This window comes from Mesorhizobium sp. NPDC059054 (assembly GCF_042739215.1).
Taxonomy (GTDB): Bacteria; Pseudomonadota; Alphaproteobacteria; order Rhizobiales; family Rhizobiaceae; genus Mesorhizobium.
Genome location: NZ_JBHYHV010000003.1, coordinates 179,179 through 201,305, shown reverse-complemented (window position 1 = coordinate 201,305; position 22,127 = coordinate 179,179). Strand labels below are relative to the sequence as shown.

Annotated in this window: 17 protein-coding genes; 15 read left to right on the top strand and 2 right to left on the bottom strand. The window is 63.4% G+C overall.

Going from position 1 to position 22,127, the window contains the following annotated elements; translation table 11 throughout:
* Positions 1-51: 51 nt before the first annotated feature.
* The 7 genes from ACFWXH_RS14400 to ACFWXH_RS14370 all read left to right on the top strand — a co-directional run bounded on the left by ACFWXH_RS14400 (position 52) and on the right by ACFWXH_RS14370 (position 7,147).
* Positions 52-1,161, top strand: coding sequence for a substrate-binding domain-containing protein (locus ACFWXH_RS14400; RefSeq protein WP_054312338.1), 1,110 nt, complete (start codon positions 52-54; stop codon positions 1,159-1,161).
* A gap of 263 nt (positions 1,162-1,424) precedes the next feature.
* Positions 1,425-2,480 (top strand): class II aldolase/adducin family protein, encoded by a 1,056-nt coding sequence (locus ACFWXH_RS14395; protein WP_379121293.1) that lies wholly within the window; start codon positions 1,425-1,427, stop codon positions 2,478-2,480.
* A complete protein-coding gene (locus tag ACFWXH_RS14390) occupies positions 2,480-3,757 on the top strand; it encodes an FGGY-family carbohydrate kinase (protein ID WP_379121291.1) in 1,278 nt (425 codons plus the stop codon). Before ACFWXH_RS14395 ends, ACFWXH_RS14390 begins: the two co-directional genes overlap by 1 nt.
* A complete protein-coding gene (locus tag ACFWXH_RS14385; RefSeq protein WP_379121289.1) occupies positions 3,757-4,584 on the top strand; it encodes a TIGR01459 family HAD-type hydrolase in 828 nt (275 codons plus the stop codon). Before ACFWXH_RS14390 ends, ACFWXH_RS14385 begins: the two co-directional genes overlap by 1 nt.
* Before the next feature lie 260 nt (positions 4,585-4,844).
* Positions 4,845-6,134 carry an L-rhamnose catabolism isomerase gene (gene rhaI, locus ACFWXH_RS14380; protein ID WP_379121287.1) on the top strand — a complete coding sequence of 430 codons (1,290 nt, stop codon included), beginning with the start codon at positions 4,845-4,847 and terminating at the stop codon, positions 6,132-6,134.
* 14 nt (positions 6,135-6,148) lie between these two features.
* A complete protein-coding gene (gene rhaM, locus ACFWXH_RS14375) occupies positions 6,149-6,466 on the top strand; it encodes an L-rhamnose mutarotase (protein WP_379121284.1) in 318 nt (105 codons plus the stop codon).
* A gap of 3 nt (positions 6,467-6,469) precedes the next feature.
* Complete coding sequence (locus ACFWXH_RS14370; protein WP_379121281.1) at positions 6,470-7,147, top strand: class II aldolase/adducin family protein; 678 nt, start codon at positions 6,470-6,472, stop codon at positions 7,145-7,147.
* A gap of 39 nt (positions 7,148-7,186) precedes the next feature.
* Here the strand turns inward: ACFWXH_RS14370 and ACFWXH_RS14365 are convergent, their stop codons facing one another.
* On the bottom strand, positions 7,187-7,786 hold the full coding sequence (locus ACFWXH_RS14365) for a TetR/AcrR family transcriptional regulator (RefSeq protein ID WP_379121279.1): 600 nt from the start codon (positions 7,784-7,786) through the stop codon (positions 7,187-7,189).
* Positions 7,787-7,993: 207 nt separating this feature from the next.
* Here ACFWXH_RS14365 and ACFWXH_RS14360 point away from each other — a divergent pair, with 207 nt between their 5' ends.
* The 7 genes from ACFWXH_RS14360 (at position 7,994) to ACFWXH_RS14330 (ending at position 18,618) form a co-directional block, all read left to right on the top strand.
* On the top strand, positions 7,994-9,421 hold the full coding sequence (locus tag ACFWXH_RS14360; protein ID WP_379121276.1) for an MFS transporter: 1,428 nt from the start codon (positions 7,994-7,996) through the stop codon (positions 9,419-9,421).
* A 329-nt stretch (positions 9,422-9,750) separates the two neighbouring features.
* Entirely contained in the window at positions 9,751-10,980 is a 1,230-nt protein-coding gene (locus ACFWXH_RS14355; RefSeq protein ID WP_379121274.1) for an ABC transporter substrate-binding protein, read from the top strand.
* Positions 10,968-12,881, top strand: a complete 1,914-nt coding sequence (locus tag ACFWXH_RS14350; RefSeq protein ID WP_379121272.1) for an ATP-binding protein — start codon at positions 10,968-10,970, stop codon at positions 12,879-12,881. The genes ACFWXH_RS14355 and ACFWXH_RS14350 overlap by 13 nt, the downstream gene beginning before the upstream one ends.
* Positions 12,878-14,209, top strand: coding sequence for a sigma-54-dependent transcriptional regulator (locus ACFWXH_RS14345; protein ID WP_379121270.1), 1,332 nt, complete (start codon positions 12,878-12,880; stop codon positions 14,207-14,209). Before ACFWXH_RS14350 ends, ACFWXH_RS14345 begins: the two co-directional genes overlap by 4 nt.
* Before the next feature lie 149 nt (positions 14,210-14,358).
* Positions 14,359-15,678 carry an ABC transporter substrate-binding protein gene (locus ACFWXH_RS14340; RefSeq protein WP_379121268.1) on the top strand — a complete coding sequence of 440 codons (1,320 nt, stop codon included), beginning with the start codon at positions 14,359-14,361 and terminating at the stop codon, positions 15,676-15,678.
* Positions 15,679-15,789: 111 nt separating this feature from the next.
* Complete coding sequence (locus ACFWXH_RS14335; protein ID WP_379121266.1) at positions 15,790-17,499, top strand: ABC transporter permease; 1,710 nt, start codon at positions 15,790-15,792, stop codon at positions 17,497-17,499.
* 18 nt (positions 17,500-17,517) lie between these two features.
* Complete coding sequence (locus ACFWXH_RS14330; protein ID WP_379121264.1) at positions 17,518-18,618, top strand: ABC transporter ATP-binding protein; 1,101 nt, start codon at positions 17,518-17,520, stop codon at positions 18,616-18,618.
* 37 nt (positions 18,619-18,655) lie between these two features.
* Here ACFWXH_RS14330 and ACFWXH_RS14325 read toward each other — a convergent pair whose 3' ends face one another.
* On the bottom strand, positions 18,656-19,552 hold the full coding sequence (locus ACFWXH_RS14325; RefSeq protein WP_054312323.1) for a D-alanyl-D-alanine carboxypeptidase family protein: 897 nt from the start codon (positions 19,550-19,552) through the stop codon (positions 18,656-18,658).
* Positions 19,553-19,974: 422 nt separating this feature from the next.
* On the opposite strand from ACFWXH_RS14325, the gene dnaK reads away from it, so the two are divergent.
* Complete coding sequence (gene dnaK / locus ACFWXH_RS14320; protein ID WP_054312322.1) at positions 19,975-21,891, top strand: molecular chaperone DnaK; 1,917 nt, start codon at positions 19,975-19,977, stop codon at positions 21,889-21,891.
* The last annotated feature ends 236 nt before the right edge of the window (positions 21,892-22,127 follow it).

Sequence of the window (22,127 nt, the reverse complement as noted above, 5' to 3'; positions counted from 1 at the left end):
CGTCCTTCACTGCCGCTCATCAGTGTCCGGACGAATAATTGGAGGATGAAAATGCGTAATAGAGTGCTCAGCGCACTGCTGGCCTTGTCCTTCTCGACAAGCCTCAGCCATGCCCAATCCGCCGCCTGGACCGGCGGTGACGAATTGCCGACCAACCCGCTCGCCTGCGATGCCACGCCGGCGACGGTCGCGGCCAAGCCTTATGACGGCGGGTCGCCGACCAACGCGCCCGACCGCAAGGGCAAGACGCTGAAGGTCGTCGATGTGCCCAAGCTGGTCGGCATCGGCTATTTCAACGCCACGTCCAAGGGCATTGCCGATGCCGCCAAGGAAATCGGCACGATGGATGCCAAGACCGACGGTCCGAGCAAGGCCAACATCGACGACCAGATCACACTGATCGACAACTACATCACCAGCGGCGTCGACGGCATCCTGTTCGCCGCCAACGATCCGGTCGCGATCGCGCCGGTGCTGAAGAAGGCGCTTGCCGCCGGCATCAATGTCGTCGGCTATGACGCCAATTCGACGCCGGACGCACGCCAGTGGTTCGTCAACCAGGCCGAGTTCAACGGCATCGCCAAGGCGATGGTCGATTCCATGGCCAAGGAAACCGGCGAGGATGGTGCTTTCGCCATCGTCACCTCGACCTTCACGACGCCGAACCAGGCGCGCTGGATCTCCGAAATGGCGGCCTACCAGGCCAAGTGTCATCCGAAGATGAAGTGGCTGGAGACGGTGGAAGCGCAGGAGGACAACATCCTCTCCTTCAACCAGACCAACACGCTGCTCAACAAATATGGCGACGAGCTGAAGGGTGTCTTCGGCATGACCAGCGTTGCCACGCCGGCAGCAGCGGATGCGGTCACGCAGGCCAAGAAGTGCGGCAAGGTCGCGGTCGTCGGCCTCGCCACGCCGAACGCCATGAAGCCCTATGTCGCGGCGGACTGCGTGAAGTCGGTGGTGCTGTGGAACCCGGTCGATCTCGGTTACGCCGCTGCCCATGTGCTGCGCGCCGTCGCCGACGGTACGCTGGCGCCGGGGGCGACCTCGGTGAAGGCCGGCAAGCTTGGCGATCTCTCCGTCATCAACGGCTCGGAGATCCTGCTCGGCGCGCCGACCGTCTTCAGCAAGGACAACATCAACAACTTCGATTTCTAGGGGTTGGGGGGACGGGGAGGGCTATTGGATATGAGGCCCCCCTCTCCGTCTCGCCCCTTGGGCGATCCACCTCTCCCCCATTTCATGGGGGAGAGGAACCCAAGCTGGAGATGGCGCCGGCATAACAACCGCGATTCCTCGCTCCTGCCGAAGGCGGGGGAGAGGTGGCTCGGGCAAAGCCCGAGACGGAGAAGGGGCAACCCGGCATGCACGATTGCCCCGAAGTCGATTGGCTTCGACACTGAACTGGAAAGGATCGCGACATGCCTGCGGTCGATTGGCAAGCCGAGCTTGCCGCGCTGAAGACCCTGTCGGCCGATATCGGCAACGACCCCTTGCTGACGCAGGGAGCCGGCGGCAACACGTCGCTGAAAGTCGACGGCACGCTGTGGATCAAGGCGTCCGGAACCTGGCTCGCCCATGCGACCGAGCGCGACATCATGGTGCCCGTCGAGATGGCGCCGCTGGTCGCGGCGGTCGAGGCCGTCGATCCCGCCGCCGAACAGGCGCAGCAATTCGTCGTCACGGAACTCAACGGCTCGGGCCTGCGCCCGTCGATCGAAACCACCGTGCATGCGCTGATGCCGCATCGTGTCGTGCTGCATGTCCATTGCGTCGACACGATCGCTTTTGCGGTGCGCAGCGACTGCGCCGAACAGGTCGGTCCCCGCCTTAAGGGCCTCAACTGGTCCTGTGTGCCCTATGCGCGGCCGGGCCTGCCGTTGGCGCTCGCCATTGCCGAGCACAGCGGCAACCGGCCCGACGTGCTGGTCCTGGCCAATCACGGCCTGGTTGTCGGCGGCGAAACGGTGAAGGAGGCTGCGGCGCTGCTGGCCGATGTCAAGGCGAGGTTGCGCATCGTCCCGCGCATGGCAACCACACCCGATCTTGATGAATTGGCCCGGCTGACGGCCGGCTCCGATTACCGGCTGCCGCACTCCGAGGTTGCTCATGGGGTGGCGACCGATGCGCAGAGCACCGCGCTGGCAGCTCAAGGCAGCCTCTATCCCGACCATGTGATTTTCCTCGGCGCCGGTTCAGTCATCGCGAAAGGGAATGAAGATGCCGCTGCGGTGGTGAAGCGTATGGGCACAGCGCCCGTCGCGATTGTGTTCCCCGGGATTGGTATTCTCATGCGCGGCGATGCCGTGCCGGGCGCCGACGCCATGGCGCGCTGCCTCGCCGACGTCTTGGCACGCATTCCCGCCGATGCGCCGGTTCGTATGCTGACCGAAGAGGAACATCGGCAGCTGACCGGCTGGGACGCCGAAAAATACCGGCAGGAGCTTGCCCGCAGGGCTCAGAAGAAGATCGCCTGATGGATACGCCACTCGCCATTGGCATCGATCTCGGCACGTCCGGCGCTCGCGCCGTGGCGATGACGCCGTCCTTCGATATCGTGGCGCAGGGTGTTGCCCGCCTCACGGAATTCGGGCCCGATCCACGCGATCCGGCGATCTGGTGGAAGGCGGTGGAGCGCGCGCTGGGCGCGGCTCTTGCCGGGATCGATCGGGCCAGCGTGCACGCCATCGCGGTGGATGCGACCTCGGGAACGCTTTTGCCCGTCAGCGGCGACGGCGAGCCGCTCGCGACGCCGCTGATGTACAATGACAGGGTCGAGGATGATAGGTTGCTGGCGCGCATCCGCGCCGTCATTCCGGCCGAGAGCGGTGCTCATGGCGCCACCTCCGGGCTTGCCAAGGCGCTGCGCTTCCAGTCCGTATCGGGCATCGCCAAGGTCCTGCACCAGGCCGACTGGATCGCCGGGCGGCTGGCCGGTCATTTCGGCACCACCGATGAGAACAACGCGCTGAAGACCGGCTATGATCCGGTCGAAAGGCTCTGGCCGGAATGGATCGCCGCGACGGGCCTCGACACCAATCTGCTGCCGCGCGTGGTGGCACCCGGCGCACCGGTGGAGACCATCGCACCGGCGATGGCCGAGGCATTCGGGCTTGGCGAAGAGGTGGTGATCGTTGCCGGTACGACGGATGGCTGTGCTTCCTTCCTGGCGACCGGCGCGGACCAGCCGGGCGATGGCGTCACCGCGCTCGGTTCCACGCTGACGCTGAAGCTGCTTTGCGATCGGCCGATCTTCGCGCCGGATTACGGCGTCTACAGCCATCGCATCAACGGCATGTGGCTGGCTGGCGGCGCCTCCAACAGTGGCGGCAAGGTGCTGTCGCATTTCTTCTCCGCTGACGAGATCGTGCGGCTGTCGGCCAGGATCGATCCGACGGTTCCGACCGGGCTGGATTTTTATCCATTGCTGGAGCCGGGCGAACGCTTCCCCGTCTTCGATCCCGCCTTTGCGCCAAGGCTGACGCCACGACCCAAAGACGATGCCGATTTCCTGAAAGTGATGTTCGAAGGCATGGCGGCCATCGAAAGACTTGGCTTCGCCCGCCTTGCCGAGCTTGGCGCCGACCCGCTCCGTTCGGTGCGCAGCGTCGGCGGCGGCGCTGCCAATCCGCAATGGAACGCGATAAGGCAACGCGAACTGCAGGTTCCGTTCCTGCCCGCCCAGTCCACCGAAGCGGCGGCGGGTGCCGCACGGCTTGCTCTGGGCGGGCTTCAGGCCGTGGGGGATCTGTGATGGAGCTTTGCGGCATCCGCGAGCTCGCCGAGCGGTTCGATGTCTTCATCCTCGACCAGTTCGGCGTGCTGCATGACGGCACAGCACCCTATCCCGGCGCGGTCGAGACGCTGGTGCGGCTGAAACAGGCCGGCAAGTCGACTTTGCTCTTATCCAATTCCGGCAAGCGCTCGGCGCCCAATGAAGCGCGGCTGGAAAAGCTTGGTTTCATTCCCGGAAGCTGGGGGCATTTCCTGTCCTCCGGCGAGGTCGCCTGGCAGAGCCTGCGCGGCTCGCTTGCCGATGGGAAGACGGTGCGCTGCCTGCTTGTGGCGCGCGACGGCGATCGTTCCGCGGTCGAAGGATTGCCGCTGACGCTGGTCGACAACGGCGGGGAAGCCGACATCGTCCTGCTCGCTGCCAGCGAGGGCGACCGCTTCGACCTCGACCACTACCGCCGCCTGCTGGAACCCGCGGCGGCGCGCAGCGTGGTGTGTCTTTGCACCAATCCCGACAAGATCATGCTGACCTCGGTCGGTCCGCGCTTCGGTGCGGGGGCGATCGCCGAGCTCTATGTCGAACTCGGCGGCCCGATAACCTGGATCGGCAAGCCGTTTGCCGAGATCTATGCGGTCGCGCTGAAGCTGCTGGGCAATCCCGATCGTGCACGCGTCATCTGCGTGGGCGACAGCATCGAGCACGACATCGCCGGCGGGCGAGGCGCTGGGCTCAGCACCGCGCTGGTGACGACGGGCATTCTCGAGACCGCGACCGCCGCCGAGAAACAACAGCTTTATGCTGAACACGGCGCGACGCCCGATTTCCTGCTGCGCGCTTTCGTATGGTGAGGCTGATGTACGCACTCAATTGTTTTGGATCGTCGACGCTGCCCCTCACCTGCCTGCCGGCATCCTCTCCCCGTGAACGGGGAGAGGGACGCTTCCACCGAGGGTTTCGCCAATTGCCTGCGTTGCAGGACGAGCACCGTCGCTGCGGCCAGCCTCCTTCTCCCCGTTTACGGGGAGAAGTGCCCGGCAGGGCGATGAGGGGCAGCGCCGACGATCGCGCAAAAAAATGCGCACGCTGAGGTGAGGAGGAGGAAGACGAGATGGAAACGGTGATCGCGGGGGATGTCGTCGAACAGGGTAACGCCGCGCGCAGGAAAGCGCTCGACGCAGACTATGCGGTCCTCGGCGAACAGCTCGACCGGCGCGGCATCGCCATCGATGCGATCCTGAAGAAAGTCGAGGCCTTCGGCGTGGCGATCCCGTCCTGGGGTGTCGGGACCGGCGGCACGCGCTTTGCCCGTTTCCCAGGACCCGGCGAGCCGCGCGATGTCTTCGACAAGATCGAGGACTGCGCCGTGATCAGCCAATTGACGCGGGCGACGCCGACGGTCTCGTTGCACATCCCCTGGGACAAGGCCGATCCGAACCGCCTCAAGCAGGCGGCCTCGCGTTTCGGTCTCGGCTTCGACGCGATGAATTCCAACACCTTCTCCGATGCGATCGACCAGAAGCTCTCCTACAAGTTCGGCTCGCTGTCGCATGCCGATGCTGGCGCGCGCCGTCAGGCCGTCGAGCACAATCTCGAATGCATCGAGATCGGCAGGACCATCGGTTCCAAGGCGCTGACGGTGTGGATCGGCGACGGTTCGAACTTCCCCGGCCAGGTCAATTTCGCCCGCGCCTTCGAACGCTATCTCGATGCCATGAAGCAAATCTATGCCGAGCTGCCGCAGGACTGGCGCCTGTTCACCGAGCACAAGATGTATGAGCCTGCCTTCTATTCCACCGTCGTGCAGGACTGGGGCACCAACTACATCATCGCCCGGGAACTCGGCGACAAAGCCTATTGCCTTGTCGATCTCGGCCACCATGCGCCCAATGTGAACATCGAGATGATCGTCTCCCGGCTGACCCAGTTCGGCAAACTGGGCGGCTTCCACTTCAACGATTCCAAATATGGCGACGACGACCTCGATGCCGGCTCGATTGATCCCTACCGGCTGTTCCTCGTCTTCAACGAACTGGTCGACGCCGAGCTTGCCGGTGCCAAGGATTTCCAGCCGGCACATATGCTCGACCAGAGCCACAACGTCACCGATCCGATCGAGAGCCTGATGCTGTCGGCGATCGAGGTGCAGCGTGCTTATGCGGCGGCACTGTTGGTCGACCGCAAGGCGCTGGAAGGTTTCCAGGAAGCGAACGATGCGCTGATGGCGACGCAGACGCTGAAGGTTGCCTACCGCACCGATGTCGAGCCGATCCTGGCCATGGCGCGCCTGAACCGGGGCGGCGCCATCGATCCTGTTTCGGCCTACCGCGCCAGTGGCTATCGGGCGAAGGTCGCGGCGGAGCGGCCGGCCGTATCCGCCGCCGGCGGCGGTATCGTCTGAGCGGAGAGGTCGCTATGCCCGAACGCATCGCCTTTCGAATGGTGCTCAATCCCGGCCAGGCGGCCGAGTACAGGAAGCGGCACGACGCGATCTGGCCGGAATTGCAACAGGCGCTGCGCAAGGCCGGCATCTCCGACTACTCGATCTGGCTGGATCCCGAGACCAACCATCTCTTCGCGACGCTGGTGCGGGCCGACAATCACGACATGGACGCGCTGCCGCAGACCGAGGTCAACCGCCGCTGGTGGGACTTCATGGCCGACATCATGCAGGTCACCGACCGCAACGAGCCGCTGGTGGTGCCGCTGCAGCAGGTTTTTCATCTGGAGTAGACAATGAGCGACAAGACGCTGCGCAAGGAGATGGTGTCGATCTGCCGTCGCATGAATTCCAGCGGCATCAACCAGGGCACGGCGGGCAATCTCTCGGTGCGCTCAGGCGACGGGTTCCTGATCACCCCGTCCGGTCTGCCCTACGAAACCATGGAGGCCGACGACATCGTGTCGATGGATTTCGACGGCGGTTATGTCGGCCGCATGCCGTCCTCGGAATGGCGTTTCCATCGCGATATCCTCACCCACCGCCAGGACATCAATGTCGTGCTGCATTGTCATTCGGTGCATGCCACCACTCTGGCCTGCCATCACAAGACGATCCCGGCCTTCCACTACATGACCGGCGTTGCCGGCGGCTCGACCATACGCTGCGCAAAATATGCCACCTTCGGCACGCAGGCGCTGTCCGACCATGCGCTGGTTGCGCTCGAGGATCGCCTCGCCTGTCTGCTCGGGCAGCACGGGCAGATCTCGCTCGGCAAGACACTGGACGCGGCGCTGTGGCTGGCGATCGAGGTGGAGACGCTGTCGCACATGTATATCCAGGCGCTCCTGCTCGGCGAGCCGCCGATCCTGCCCGAGGACGAGATGGAACGCGTCATCGAACAGATGCGCCGCATGAGCTACGGCCTGGCGCCCAATGAGGAAGGCAAAGGCGGCAACGCGCATAGGCGTTAGTGAGTAGCGAGAGTTTCATTCACTACTCACTACTTCTGCTCATTTCGGCGGTTTCAGAAACCTCGCCACCATCGTGGTGATAAGCGTGCGGCTTTGCTCGAAGTCGATGTCGGAGGCCATAAGCGGCAGCATGGGCGCGGCGTCGAGGATCGCCACCAGCATGGCGCTCGTATGTCCCGGATCGAGGCCGGGATCGACCTCGCCGCGTGCCTGTCCCGCCTCGAGGGTCTTTGTCAGAAGCGCGCGGATGCCGTCGGTGTTCTCCTTCAGGATCGCGTGGATTTTCTCGTTGCGGCCTGCTTCGGCCAGCAGCTCGAACAGGATGCGGCACTCGGAAAGAGCATCCCAGTCCTTCATGCTCCAGAGTTCCGAGAGCAGCACGGTCGCCGTGCTTGCGCCGCCCTCGTGGCCGTTGAAATGGCCATGGAGTTGGGCCAGGTAGTCGTTGGCCATCGCCTCGACGATGGCCTCCTTGCTTGGAAAATAGTGATAGAGATGGCCGGGGCTCATCCCCGCCTCCTTGCAGATCATCGAGATCGACGCGCCCTGCAGCCCGTAGCGCAGGAAGCAGCGATGCGCCGCCGCCAGGATTTCCTGCCGTTTCCCTTCATGCTGTTCGTGAACGAGCTTGCGTGCCATCGGCTCCCCGAAAAATCTTAGAACGATCGCTCTATTATATCTTGACGTCGTCGCGATGATAAATAGAGTGATCGCTCAATCTATTATGGAAAAGCTGCCGCGTCCAGTTCCTGACGAGGCGACGCCAGCCTTTTTCACGAGGTGTGAATGAAGAGAAGGCTTCCATTCCGACGGCGCTGAGCCGCAGATTTCCAGGAGACATTGTCCATGAATGATCCCGTTGCATCGGCCGGTTCGGCCGAACCCTTTGATACGTCCGTAGGGCAGACGGACAGCTGGTCCGACCTTCTATCCGGCAGGCATCTAGCCATCGTGCTGGTGATGGCCAGCGGCGTTCTGCTTTACGCGATGAACATCTACTTCACCGCCGCACTCATGCCTTCTATCGTCGCCGATATCGGTGGGCAGCAGTATTATGCCTGGGTGACGACGACCTTTGTCATCGCCGCCATCATTGCCTCGCTTTTCGTCAGCCGCATTCTCGACAGCAAGGGCCCGGCACTGGCCTATGTGATCGCCTTCGTCATCTTTGCCGTCGGCGGTGCAGCCAACGCTGCAAGCCCGACGATGGAGCTGCTGCTCGTCGCGCGGGTCATGCAGGGTCTGGGTGGCGGCCTGCTGGCGGGGCTCGGTTATGCGGTCATCCGCGCGGCGCTGCCGGATCGGCACTGGGCGCGGGCGACCGGCGTCGTCTCGGCCATGTGGGGCGTGGGCACCCTGGTCGGTCCGGTGCTTGGTGGCGTCTTCGCAGAGTTCGGGCTCTGGCGCTGGTCCTATGGCGCGCTGGCGGTGTTCGCGCTGCTGTTTGCGATCGTCGCGCAACGCTCGTTCGCCGGCAAAGCGGGCTCCGGCCAGCATGCGCCCGTGCCCGTCGCCTCGCTCATTCCCTTGATCCTGGCCATCGTCGCCATCAGCCTCAGCGCCATCGTGCCGATCGGTTTGCCGACCTTCGCGACGATCGCGCTCGGCCTTGTCCTGCTCTTCCTGTTCGTCGTGGTCGAGCGACGCTCGCACAACACGCTGCTGCCGCGCCTGACCTATCGTCGTGGCAACACGCTGAAATGGGTCTATCTCACCGTCGCGGCGCTCAGTGCCGGCGTGATGGTGGAGAACTTCATCCCGTTCTTCGGCCAGCAGCTTGCCGGATTGAGCCCGGTGGTCGCCGGACTGCTCGGCGCGGTGCTCTCGCTGGCCTGGGTCATCGCCCAGCTTTTCATCGTCTCGGTCTCGTCCGAAACGGCACGCCGTCGCGCCATCCGGTTCGGTCCGCTGCTTTTGACGGCAGGGCTGATCGCATACGGCCTGCTGCAGGCGGAAGGGGCCGACCTGACGACGGCCGCCATCTGGGCGGCGGTCCTTGCGCTGGCCGGCATCGGCATCGGCCTTGCCTGGCCGCTGCTCGGCGTTGCCGCCATGAGCAGCACCACCGATCCCGCCGAAGGCGGCAAGGCGGCTGCTGCGATCACCATCACGCAGCTCATCGCCTTCTCGATCACCTCGGCACTCGCCGGCACGCTGATGGCGGCGGGCGGAGATTCGGTCGTCGATGCCGCGCGCTATGTCAGCTTCGGCATCGCGCTGCTCACGCTTCTCGGCATCTTCGCCGCCGGTATCGCGACGCGAAAGCATCGATGAGGCGAAGTCCCGCAATGGCAGCACCGGTCGCCGTTCATCTCCGGCGACCGGCTTTCTTATTCGCGGGAGGCTGGCCGCTCCGCCGCATGAAGACACCTGCCGACATCCGAAAGGGCCGAGCCACTACGAAAAACAGACTGGAAAAACAGGTCGCATAGGGCCAAAACAAACCCGAGGCCTTTGCGAAAACCGCAGGGAAGTGAAACTCGGGTCGAGGACGGCAGTTGCACTGTTCGGTATTGCGATCGTTTCGACTGCTGGGATTTTTTCTCATACTGCTGCGGTTCACCGTCGGCGCGCAGGCCGAGGAGCCGAGCAAGCTCACGATCGTGACATCCTACCCTCCCGCATTTTTCGAGCCGTTCCAGAAGGCGTTCGAACAGAAAAATCGCGACGTAAGCATCTCGATAATCCAGCGGAACACTGCAAGCGCCAGCCGGTTCGTCATCGAAAAGAAGGAGCAGCCGGCGGACATGTTCTGGGCGTCCGCGGCCGATGCGTTCGAGCTGCTCAAGCGGCACGGTAGCTTAAGAAAAGTCCATCCCCGTTCCACGGGTGCGCCCGAAAAGGTGCTTGGCTACCCTTTGAATGACCCGGACGGCTATTATCTCGGTTTTGCCCTGTCGGGATACGGCATCGTCTACAATGGAGCCTACCTGGCACAGTATGGACTGGCACCCCCGCGCGAATGGCAACAGCTGCTGGAGCCCGCCTATTCCGGTCACATCGGCATCACGACGCCGTCGCGTTCCGGCACTACGCATCTGATGGTGGAAGCGCTGCTGCAGACCTACGGATGGGAAAAGGGCTGGGCGATGCTTTCGAACCTTGGCGGCAATCTCTCCACGGTCACCGCGCGCAGCTTCGGCGTTGCTTCCGGCGTGGCGCAACGCCGGTTCGGCATCGGCATCACGATCGACTTTCTCGCCCGAACGCCCAGCATCGGCGCCAATGACGCGGTTTTTGTCATGCCGTCGGATACGGTCTTCGTGCCTGCCAGCATCGGCATTCTGTCGCGTGCCCGAAATGTCGATGCCGCGGAACGCTTCATCGAGTTCATTTTGTCGGAAGAGGGCCAGCGCATCCTGCTTACGCCGGCTGTCGGGCGCATTCCGGTCATTCCGTCGCTCAATCGCGACCTGCTGCCCGGTAACGATGCCGGGTTGCTCAAGGACACAACCTTTGACGCGGGCCTGTCGGCCGAACGATACGGCCTCGTCAATCTCATGTTCGACGACTATATCGTCCGCCGCCGCGCGGTCCTGGCGCGTCTGTGGAAACGCCTTGCCGAATTCGAGGCGATGGACATCGCGTCACCAAAGACCCAGAGCCTGCTGTCACGCGCGCGGCACGATCTCGAGGCACCACCGATCTCGGAAGCAGAAGCGGGTCGGCTCGATAGCGCCTTGAAGGCCGAGTGGCCCCGGCGCATCGCGTGGTCGCCGTTGCAGGTCGAGTTCGCCGCCCGCTTGCGCGGCAATATTGAGCGCAAGCTCGCCGACGCGGAGGCCCTGATCGCCGAGATTTCCGGCGAGCAGGGGGCTCGATGGCGGCAGTAACGCATACGGTCCCGGCGCATGGCATGCCGCGCCGCTGGCGTTTTGGCATCGGCACACGGCTGTTCGCAGCCTTCGTGACCATTGTCGGGCTGGCGGTTGGTGCCTGCGTCGTCGGCTGGCTTTCCTATGCCAGGCTTTCCGGGGAGCTTTCCGCAATTGCCGAGGCCCAGATGCCGCGTCTCGCTTTCGCCTCGCGCCTGTCCAAGGCGGGGGCGGATATCGGCTCCGCGACAGCGGTGCTGACCGGCGCCGCTACGCGCGCCGAATATGACGAAATGCGCGGCGTCTATGGCGAACGCCTGAAGGTTTTGCAGGATCTGCTCGCCCAGCCCGATGCCGTGCGTGACGTTGCCCAGATCGGTCCGGTCGCCCGCGCCATCGGCGAGAACCTGAGCCGGATCGATATCGCGGCCGGCAAGCGTTTCACGCTCCTGGAGGCGATGCGTTCCGACATCGACGAACTGCGATGGCTGCAGGCGGATCTGATCGAGGAAGCCGATCCGCTCGTCGATGACATCCGGTTCAACATCGAGGCCGAGGCACGAAAGTTGGGCGGGTCGAATGCACTCGCCGAGCAGCGCAAGAGCGAGGCGCTTCTGACCGCGATTGCCCAGGCGAACCTCGCCACAGGTCTGATCGGCCGGCTGGTCAACGCGACCACCGTTGCGGAGATCCAGGAGACCAACGCCTTCCTCGGCGACAGCGTCGACGAGCTGGCCACGCGGCTGGATATGCTTTCGGGATGGCCCGACAGCATCACGCTGCGGCAGCTTGCCCGGCGCATACTCGAGCAGGCGGATGTGCGCACCGGAATTCCGAACCGCAAGAATTCCGAGATGTCGCAGGCCGCCCAGCTGAGCGGTTTGGCGCAGGAAAACGCACGTCTGGTGGAGACCCTGGGTCGCAACATCGAAGCCGAGGTCACGGCCATCGAAGCAAACGCCAATGCCGCCAGCCTGCGCGCCGCGCAGGCCATCGATACCGGCCGCAAGATGCTGGCCGCGATCGCGTTGTCGTCGATCGTCCTGGCAATCGCGATCGGCTACTTCTACGTGCACCGCAATGTGCTGTCGCGTATCCGCCTGCTGGCGGCGGCCGCGGGCAGCATCGGCGAAGGGCGGCATTCGGTCCAGCTTCCACCTGCCGAACCGGATGAGCTCGGCGATCTTGCGCATGCGCTGGCCCTGTTTCGCCAGACCCGGGACGAACTGATCCAATCTGCCAAGCTGGCGGCCCTTGGCCAGATGGCGGCGGGGATCGGTCACGAACTCAACCAGCCGCTGGCGGCGATCCGCGCCCAGATCCATAGCGGCTCCACACTCATCAATCGTGGCAACAGTGAGCAGGCGTTGGTCAACCTGGAGAAGATCAGGGCGCTCACGGCGCGCATGGCTGACCAGATCAGCCACATCCGCCGCTTCGCCCGGCGCCCGGATGCCCAATTGCGGCCGGTCGATCTCAACACTGCGGTTGGTGACGCCGTCAGTCTGCTCGAGCACCGTTTCGACGAGGAACAGGCGGAGCTCCAGATGGATCTCGCCGAAGGACCGATGCTGGTGATGGCCGAGCCGATCAGGCTGGAGCAGGTTGTCGTCAATCTCGTGGCCAATGCGCTCGATGCCGTGAAAGAAACGGCACGGCGCCGCGTGACGGTAACCACCAGGCCGAGCGCCGATGGCGCGAGCCTGGTCATCGCAGACACCGGGCCCGGCATCGCCGCAGGGGATCTGCAGGCGGTGTTCGATCCGTTCTTCACCACCAAGCCGGCAGGGTCGGGCCTCGGTCTCGGGCTTTCCATCTCCTACAACATCATCAAGGACTTCGGCGCCGACATCACGGTGCTTGAGAGCGGGCCGGACGGCACTCGTTTTCAGATCCTGCTGAAAGGACCCGAAAGATGACCGATGTCATCCTCGTCGATGACGACGCCAGCGTGCTCGACGGTTACCGCGAGGTGCTGGAACTCGAAGGCCTCGAAGTCGCCGCGCATGGCTCCGTCGCCGCAGCCATCGCTGACCTCAGGGCCGATACCGGGGCCGTCATCGTCTCGGATGTGCGTATGCCCAGGCATGACGGCTTTGACCTGATCGCCGCGGTGCGTGGCATCGATCCCGATATCCCGATCGTGCTGGTAACCGGTCATGGCGACGTCCCGATGGCTTTGCGGGCCATGCGTGAAGGCGCCTGGGATTTCATCGAAAAGCCGGCCGATCCGCTGTATCTCATCGAGACGATCAGGAAAGCGCGCGCGCACCGGCAACTTCTGTTGGAGAACCGGCAACTGCGTCTGACGGCTGACACCGACGGTTGGGAAACGCGCCTTATCGGCCATTCGGCACCGGTCGTGGCGCTGCGCGAGAAGTTGAAGCGCATCGCCGGCGTTGCCACCGATATCCTCGTCATAGGCGAGACCGGGACCGGCAAGGAGGTCGTGGCCCGCGCCCTGCACGACTTCGGCGATCGCAAGGGCAATTTCGTCGCCGTGAATTGCGGCGCCATCCCGGAAACCATGCTGGAATCCGAACTCTTCGGTCACGAGGCCGGCGCCTTCACGGGCGCGCGCGAAAAACGCGTCGGCAAGATCGAGCACGCCGATGGCGGCACGCTGTTCCTCGATGAGATCGAATCCATGCCGACGGCCGCTCAGGTCCGCCTGCTGCGTGTCCTGCAGGAACGTGTCATCGAACGGCTCGGCTCGAACACGGAACGGTCCGTCGATCTGCAGGTGGTGGCGGCCACGAAAGCCGACCTGCATCAATTGGCCAAGCAAGGGCAGTTTCGCGAGGACCTGGCCTATCGGCTCGATATCGCGCGGATAGAGTTGCCCCCGCTCAGTGTCCGCAAGGGCGATGTCGGCCTGTTGTTCCGGCATTTCCTGGCGCTCGCCGCAAAACGCCAGGGACGAACTCCGCCCAAGGTGGATACTGCCTTCCTGGCAGATCTCGACCGCAGGCCATGGCCAGGCAATGTGCGCGAATTGCGCAATGTCGCCGAACGCTTCGTTCTCGGCCTGGAGGATGTCGGGGAGGGCAGGAATTTCGATGGATCGTTGACGCTGGAAGAGCAGATGGATCGCGTGGAACGCACCATCATCCTCGACAGCCTGTCCGCCCAGGAGGGACGCGTCGGAGCCACCGCCGACCAGCTCGGCATTTCACGCAAGACGCTCTACCTCAAGATGCGCAAGCACGGCATAGCCGCGCGCGCGGAGGACGGTGACGTTACCTGAATTACCCATGCCGCAGCGCGGCAATGTTACCGTTTTTACCCAATCTCCGCTGAAGAGAGCCGGAATCGCGGGATTTCCGCGATTGGCACGCGGCTTGCTCCGTCTTTGGCGACCGCCGAAGCCTGGCGGTGATTGGGAGGAGCTATCTCATGTTGAAGACCATTGCCGCGGCGATGCTGATTTCGGCTGCCGCCATCGTTGCCGCTCACGCTGAAGAAGGCGGCAAGGTGACCATCGTCACATCCTTCTCCAAGGATGTGACCGACCCATTCAAGGCCGGCTTCGAGGCGGCCAATCCAGGGTACACGCTGGACGTCCAGAACAAGAGCACCAGTTCCGGCGTCAAATATGTCGACGAGACCAAGGGCAACAACCAGACCGACCTGTTCTGGGCCTCCGCGCCCGATGCTTTCGACAGCCTGAAGAGCCGAAAGCTGTTGACCAAATTCAAGCCGTCCGTCACCGGCCTGCCCGAGAAAGTCGGCTCCTACCCGGTCAATGATCCCGACGGCTTCTACTTCGGCTTCGCGGCGTCCGGTTACGGCATCATGTCGAACGACCGCTACCTCGAGGCCAACGAAATCCCCAAGCCCGCCGAATGGGGCGACCTGACGAAGCCGCAATACTACGATCATGTCGCGATCGCGGCGCCCTCCCGCTCCGGCACCACCCACCTGACCATCGAAACGATCCTTCAGGGCGAAGGCTGGGACAAGGGCTGGGGTACGCTCAAAGGCATCGGCGGCAATCTGCAGCAGGTCACCGAGCGCTCGTTCGGTGTGCCGGATGCGGTGAATTCGGGCCAGACGGGCATCGGTATCGTCATCGATTTCTTTGCCTTCTCGGCGCAGGCCAGCGGCTTCCCGGTCAGTTTCGCCTACCCGTCGGTGACGACGGTGGTTCCAGCCAATGTCGGCATCGTCGCCAATGCTCCGAACCAGAAAGGAGCCGAGGCCTTCGTCAACTACCTGCTTTCGGAAAAAGGCCAGACCGTCCTGCTCGAACCGACGATCCGCCGCTTGCCGATCAATCCTGCGCTTTATGAGAAGGCACCCGAGGGTTTCCCGAACCCGTTCAAGGATCAGCGTTTCCAGTCGATGATCACCTTCGACGCCGATGTCTCGAAGAAGCGCACCGATGTCGTCGACACCCTGTTCGATCAGCTGATCTCGTTCCAGCTCGACAAGCTGAAGGGCGCGACGAAGGCAATCCACGCGACCGAGGAAGCATTGGCCAAAAGTGACAATGCGGAAGCGCGCGGTTTGCTCCAGGAGGCCCGTTCGCTGATCGCGGCGATGCCGATCACCGCTGAGCAGGCGGCAAGCCAGGAAATCCGGGACGCCTTCACCGGCGGCGAACAGAAGACCGCTCGCCAGGCCGAGCTCGAGCAGCAATGGGCGGCATTCGCCGCGGAGAAATACGCTGCCGCACAGACCAAGGCGGAAGCCGCGCTGGGCCTCATCGACTGAGCGAACCGGCGTGCAGGCCGTCTGCGCAAGCAGGCGGCCATTTCCGATCATCCATGCTTCTGTACCCGGCACGCTGACAGCCGGGCACGATGAACTCATCCGGAGTCCGCCATGGCATCCGTTGCCGCAATCCCGATAAACCGTATCTCAGCCAAGCCCGGGCAGGTCGCCGCGGTCGCCTTGATCGCCCTGTTCCTTGCCGTCTTCCTGGTGATCCCGGCGGGAACCGTGATCTACACGGCCTTCACGGAGAAAGGCACGGGCGCACTGACCATTGTCAATTTCCTGGACTTCTTCCGCACCAAGCTGTTCCAGCAATCCTTCTTCAACTCGGTCTATGTGTCGGCCATGTCGGTGGTCTGGGGTACGTTGATCGCCCTGCCCCTGGCGGTGCTCACCACACGCTTCGAGTTCCGTGGCTCGCTTCTGATCCAGACGCTGGGGTTCATTCCGTTGATCATGCCGCCCTTCGTCGGTGCGGTCGCCATGCAATTGCTGTTTGGCCGCAACGGCACCGTCAATCTCCTGCTCAACGATTGGTTCGGTTTCCGCATTCCTTTCATGGAGGGGCTGAACGGCGTCATCTTCGTGCAGTCGCTGCACTATTTCCCCTTCATCCTGATCAACCTTTCGACCAGCCTGAGAAATATCGACCGATCGATGGAGGAAGCTGCCCAGAATCTGGGTTCTTCGGGTTTCCGCCTGTTCCGCCGCATCGTCTTCCCGCTGGCGATGCCCGGCTATCTCGCGGGAGCATCGCTGGTTTTCGTCAAGGTTTTCGATGACCTCGCCACGCCGCTGCTGCTCAACGTCAAGGACATGCTGGCGCCGCAGGCCTATCTGCGCGTCACGTCGGTCGGCCTCACGGACCCGATGGGTTATGTGATCTCGGTCATCCTGATCGTGGTCTCGATCTTTGCCATGTGGCTGTCGGCGGTGGCGATGCGCGGCAAGGACTATTCGACCGTCCAGCGCGGTGGCGGTGGCCTGTCCAAGCGCCCGCTCAGCCGTGGCGAAGCAGTCCTGGCTTACGGTGTGGTCGGCCTGATCCTGCTTCTGGTGCTGTCGCCGCATATCGGGCTTTTGCTGTTGTCGCTGGCCACTGTGTGGTCCTTCAGCCCTCTGCCCGATGGTTTCACCGTCGCCCACTACACCCGCGTCTTCGGCGAGAGTTCGCTCTACATCAAGAACACGCTGATCTACGCCAGCCTGGCCGGTCTCATCGATGTCATTGTCGGTGGCGCCATCGCCTATCTGGTGCTGCGCACCAAGGTGATCGGTCGGCATTGGCTCGACTGGGCTGCGACCGCGGCCCTGGCAATCCCGGGCGTCGTGCTCGGCATCGGCTATCTTCGTACTTTCTACGGCATCAGTTTGCCCGACGGGACCCCGCTTGCGACACTGTGGGTGATGGTTGTGATGGCGCTTGCCATCCGCCGACTGCCCTATGCGTTGCGGGCCTGCTACGCGGCGTTGCAGCAAGTTTCGCAATCGCTCGAGGAGGCTGCGGAGAACCTCGGCGCCACCAAGCAGCGCACCATCCGGCGCATTGTCCTGCCGCTGATGACCGGCGGTCTGCTTGCGGGCTTCGTCACGTCCTTCTCGACCGCGGCCGTCGAGCTTTCGGCAACACTGATGCTCATCCAGAGCAATTCCGACGCGCCCATAGCCTACGGCCTCTACGTCTTCATGCAATCACCTGCGGGGCGCGGACCGGGGGCGGCGCTCGGCGTCATCGCCGTCATCATGGTCGCGGCTTGCACGCTGCTGTCCCACTACGTGGTCGAGCGCCGTCAGAAGACGCTCGGCATGAACAAATAGAATTCCAGGGAGTGAACGATGAATGTGGAAGTCAGGAATGAAGCGCGCTCCCGGGGAGCCGCCAAGGCTATCAGCATCAGCGACGTCAATCTCTATTACGGCCAGCAGCATGTGCTGAAGGATATCAACCTGGAGATCAAACCCGGGGAGTTCTTCGCCTTCCTCGGCCCCTCAGGATGCGGAAAGACGACATTGCTCAGGCTGATCGCCGGTTTCAACCAGGCCCGCCAGGGAAAGGTGGTGATCGGCGGGGACGATGTCCTCGACATGCCGCCCTGGAAACGCGAGATCGGCATGGTGTTCCAATCCTACGCGCTTTGGCCGCATATGACGGTGGCGCACAATGTCGCCTTCGGCCTGGAAGAACGGCGCCTGCGCAAAGCCGAAGTCGAGCGCAGGGTAAACGCAGCACTCGATCTGGTTGGCCTCAAGCACCTGGCGGAGCGTCGTCCCGCGCAACTTTCGGGTGGCCAGCAGCAGCGCGTGGCGCTCGCCCGTACCATCGCGATCGAGCCCAAAGTGCTTCTGCTCGATGAGCCCCTCTCCAATCTCGACGCCAAGATGCGTGTCGAGGTCCGTCGCGAACTCAGGGATCTCCAGCAGCGGCTGCAATTGACGACGATCTTCGTCACGCATGACCAGGAAGAGGCAAACACCGTGTGCGATCGCATCGCCGTGTTCAACGAAGGCCGCATCCAGCAGGTCGGCACGCCGATGGGCCTCTACGAGAGGCCGGCAAATCTGTTCGTTGCCAATTTCCTTGGCACGGCGAACATCCTCGAGGGAAAGATCAGGGGTGAAGGGAACGCGCGCAGTTTCGAAGTGGCCGGCGCGGGCTCCATCCCGATCCCGGCGGGCGTGGATGTGCCCGAAGGCGCCAAGCTGGTGCTGCGTCCGCAATACGCCACGATCGGCCTTGATGCGGCGGATTCGGTATCGTTGCCGGGCAGGATCGTTCACCGCGAATTCCTGGGGGCCACAGTCCGCTATGGCGTGCAGGTCGGCGGCGCGATGGTGCTGATCGACGCGCCATTCCATTCTGGCGATTCATTGCTCGAGCCCGGCGGGTCGACCACCGTGGGCTTCAAGCCGAAGTCGGCGCTCTGGCTGGCGAACTGAGTGTCCCGCGTCGGGCTTCACATCCGCCGCGGCCGGCTTATTGCTCCGCCGTGTAGAGCAGACGCGCCGTGGAGCCGGTGGGGTTCAGCGCCCGCTGCAGCAGCGCCTCGGCATGGGCATTGCGCTGGCGCGCCGTGTCCGCGCCCATGACAACCACCACGAAGCGTTTTCCGCCGGCGTCGTAGGAGGTGACGATGTTGAAGCCGGAAGCGCGGATGTAGCCGGTCTTGATGCCGTCGACGCCATACACGTTCTTGAGCATCTCGTTGTGGCCGCGTATCAGCCTGCCCCGGAACATGAAGTCTGTGTCCGAGAAATAATGGTAGTGCTGCGGGAAGCGCGCTCTCAGCGCCAGGCCGAGCACGGCCATGTCGCGTGCCGTCGTCTGCTGCCCATCGTCGGGCAGGCCGGATGCATTGCGGAAAGTTGTCGAGCGCATGCCGATCTGGCGCGCCTTGGACGTCATCGTGGCGGCGAAACCCTCTTCGGAGCCGCTGAGATATTCCCCGACCGCGACGGCGACGTCATTGGCGGACTTCACAACCAGCGCACGGATGGCGGAATCGACGTCGATCGTCTCGCCGGGCCGGAACCGCAATTTGGTCGGCGGCTGCGAGGCGGCGTTGGCGGAGACCGGGATCTGGGTGTCCTTGCCGATGCGGCCGCTCTCCAGCGCCTCGAACAGGAGATAGAGCGTCATCATCTTGGTGAGTGACGCGGGATAACGCAGCGAAGTCGAATTGACCTCGAACACCTGCGCGCCCGTCCTGGCGTCGACGACGATGGCTGCGTATTTCTGTTCCTTTGCCGGCACCGAAAGCACCTGCTCGGGCGGAGTCGCGGTCGTACAGCCGGCCACGAAGGCCACTGCGGCAAGGGCGACGAGACTTCTGCGGGCGAAGGCGAACAGGTGCGAGACTGGCAGGATGGGCATTCCGAGGTGGACTAACAAGATGCGCTGAGATGGGCGGACCCTAGCCGAGCCGGCATACGCAGTCCATTCGCCTTGTCCGTTTCTCTCGGCCCGAATGGTGGTTCAGGGGCATTTTCGGACGATTTCTGTGCAAAACAGCGGCGGAACCGGCTTGCAGAGTCCGGATGCGGGTTCAGGCTCATCGCCCCGGACGCCTTTTTGACAGGCCATTTTCAACAAGTGATCGGTGGGCAGCTAAAGGATGATTGGCAGTGGAAAAGCGGAAGCGCAGAATGCTTGCGTGCCGCGCGGCCTGTTCTTATATACGCCGCAACCGTGCGGGCCGCCTTGAAAAAGCAGCCTGGCGCGGAATTTCTGTGAACAGGGGCTTTCGCCGGAACGCCTGACAGGGTCCTTGAAAGCCTGCTTAGTGGAGAGACTAGATGGCAAAAGTAATCGGTATCGACCTCGGGACGACCAATTCCTGCGTCGCTGTCATGGACGGCAAGGACGCGAAGGTCATTGAAAACGCGGAAGGCGCGCGCACCACGCCTTCGATCGTCGCCTTCAGCGGCGACGGCGAACGCCTCGTCGGCCAGCCGGCCAAGCGCCAGGCGGTCACCAATCCTGAAAACACGGTCTTCGCGGTCAAGCGCCTCATCGGCCGCCGCTATGACGATCCGGTGACGGAGAAGGACAAGAAGCTCGTCCCCTACAAGATCGTCAATGGCGACAATGGCGATGCCTGGGTGGAAGCCGGCGGCAAGAAGCAGTCGCCCTCCCAGATCTCGGCCATGATCCTGCAGAAGATGAAGGAAACGGCGGAAGCCTATCTCGGCGAGAAGGTCGAGAAGGCGGTCATCACCGTTCCGGCCTATTTCAACGACGCCCAGCGCCAGGCCACCAAGGATGCCGGCAAGATCGCCGGCCTCGAAGTGCTGCGCATCATCAACGAGCCGACCGCGGCCGCGCTCGCCTACGGGCTCGACAAGAAGGATGGCAAGACCATTGCCGTCTATGACCTTGGCGGCGGCACCTTCGACATCTCGGTTCTCGAAATCGGCGACGGCGTCTTCGAGGTGAAGTCGACCAATGGCGACACCTTCCTGGGCGGCGAGGACTTCGACATGCGCCTGGTCGAGTACCTGGCGGCCGAGTTCAAGAAGGAACAGGGCATCGACCTGAAGAACGACAAGCTTGCCCTGCAGCGCCTCAAGGAAGCTGCCGAAAAGGCCAAGATCGAGCTGTCGTCCTCGGCGCAGACCGAAATCAACCTGCCTTTCATCACCGCCGATGCTTCCGGCCCGAAGCACCTGACGCTGAAACTCACCCGCGCCAAGTTCGAATCGCTGGTCGATGACCTCATCCAGCGCACCATCGAGCCGTGCAAGGCAGCGCTCAAGGATGCCGGCCTCAAGGCTGGCGAGATCGACGAAGTCGTTCTGGTCGGCGGCATGACCCGCATGCCGAAGGTCCAGGAAGTGGTGAAGCAGTTCTTCGGCAAGGAGCCGCACAAGGGCGTGAATCCTGACGAAGTCGTCGCACTCGGCGCCGCCATCCAGGCAGGCGTGCTGCAGGGCGACGTCAAGGACGTGCTGCTGCTCGACGTGACCCCGCTTTCGCTGGGCATCGAGACGCTGGGTGGCGTGTTCACCCGCCTGATCGAGCGCAACACCACGATCCCGACCAAGAAGAGCCAGGTGTTCTCGACCGCCGAGGATTCGCAGAGCGCGGTGACCATCCGCGTCTTCCAGGGCGAGCGCGAAATGGCGGCCGACAACAAGATGCTCGGCCAGTTCGACCTGGTCGGTATTCCGCCGGCTCCGCGTGGCGTGCCGCAGATCGAGGTCACCTTCGACATCGACGCCAACGGCATCGTCAACGTCTCGGCCAAGGACAAGGGCACCGGCAAGGAACACCAGATCCGCATCCAGGCGTCTGGCGGCCTGTCGGACGCCGACATCGAGAAGATGGTGAAGGACGCCGAGGCCAATGCCGAGGCCGACAAGCAGCGCCGCGGACTGGTCGAGGCCCGCAACCAGGCCGAGGCTCTGGCGCATTCGGCGGAGAAGTCGCTGAAGGACTATGGCGACAAGGTCTCCGAAGCCGACCGCACCGCGATCGCCGACGCGATCGCCGCGCTGAAGACGGCTGCCGAAGGCGACGATGCCGCTGAGATCGAGGCCAAGAGCCAGGCGCTGACCGAAGCTTCGATGAAGCTCGGCCAGGCCATGTACGAGGCTTCGCAGAAGGAGGCCGCCGAGGCCGACGCCAAGGCGGATGCCGCCAAGGATTCCGATGTGGTCGACGCCGATTTCGAGGAAATCGACGAGAACGACGACAAGAAGAAGTCCGCTTAAGTGGCCTGAGGGTCAAAAATCCAGAAAAGCCCGGCGCCAAGCCGGGCTTTTTTGCAACCATGCACAGGAAAATGCAGTGTTTCTTGCTGGGACTGGCCTCTGTACTGGCCCAGGTACTGGCATTGACGCGGCATCGTTACTAAATCGGAGACCAGTCTTTTTGGACGACTGGTCGAAACAATGCGCTTCAGACGTTGGCCGTTGCTTGAGCCTTCGGTCGGCGGGATTGGAACAGG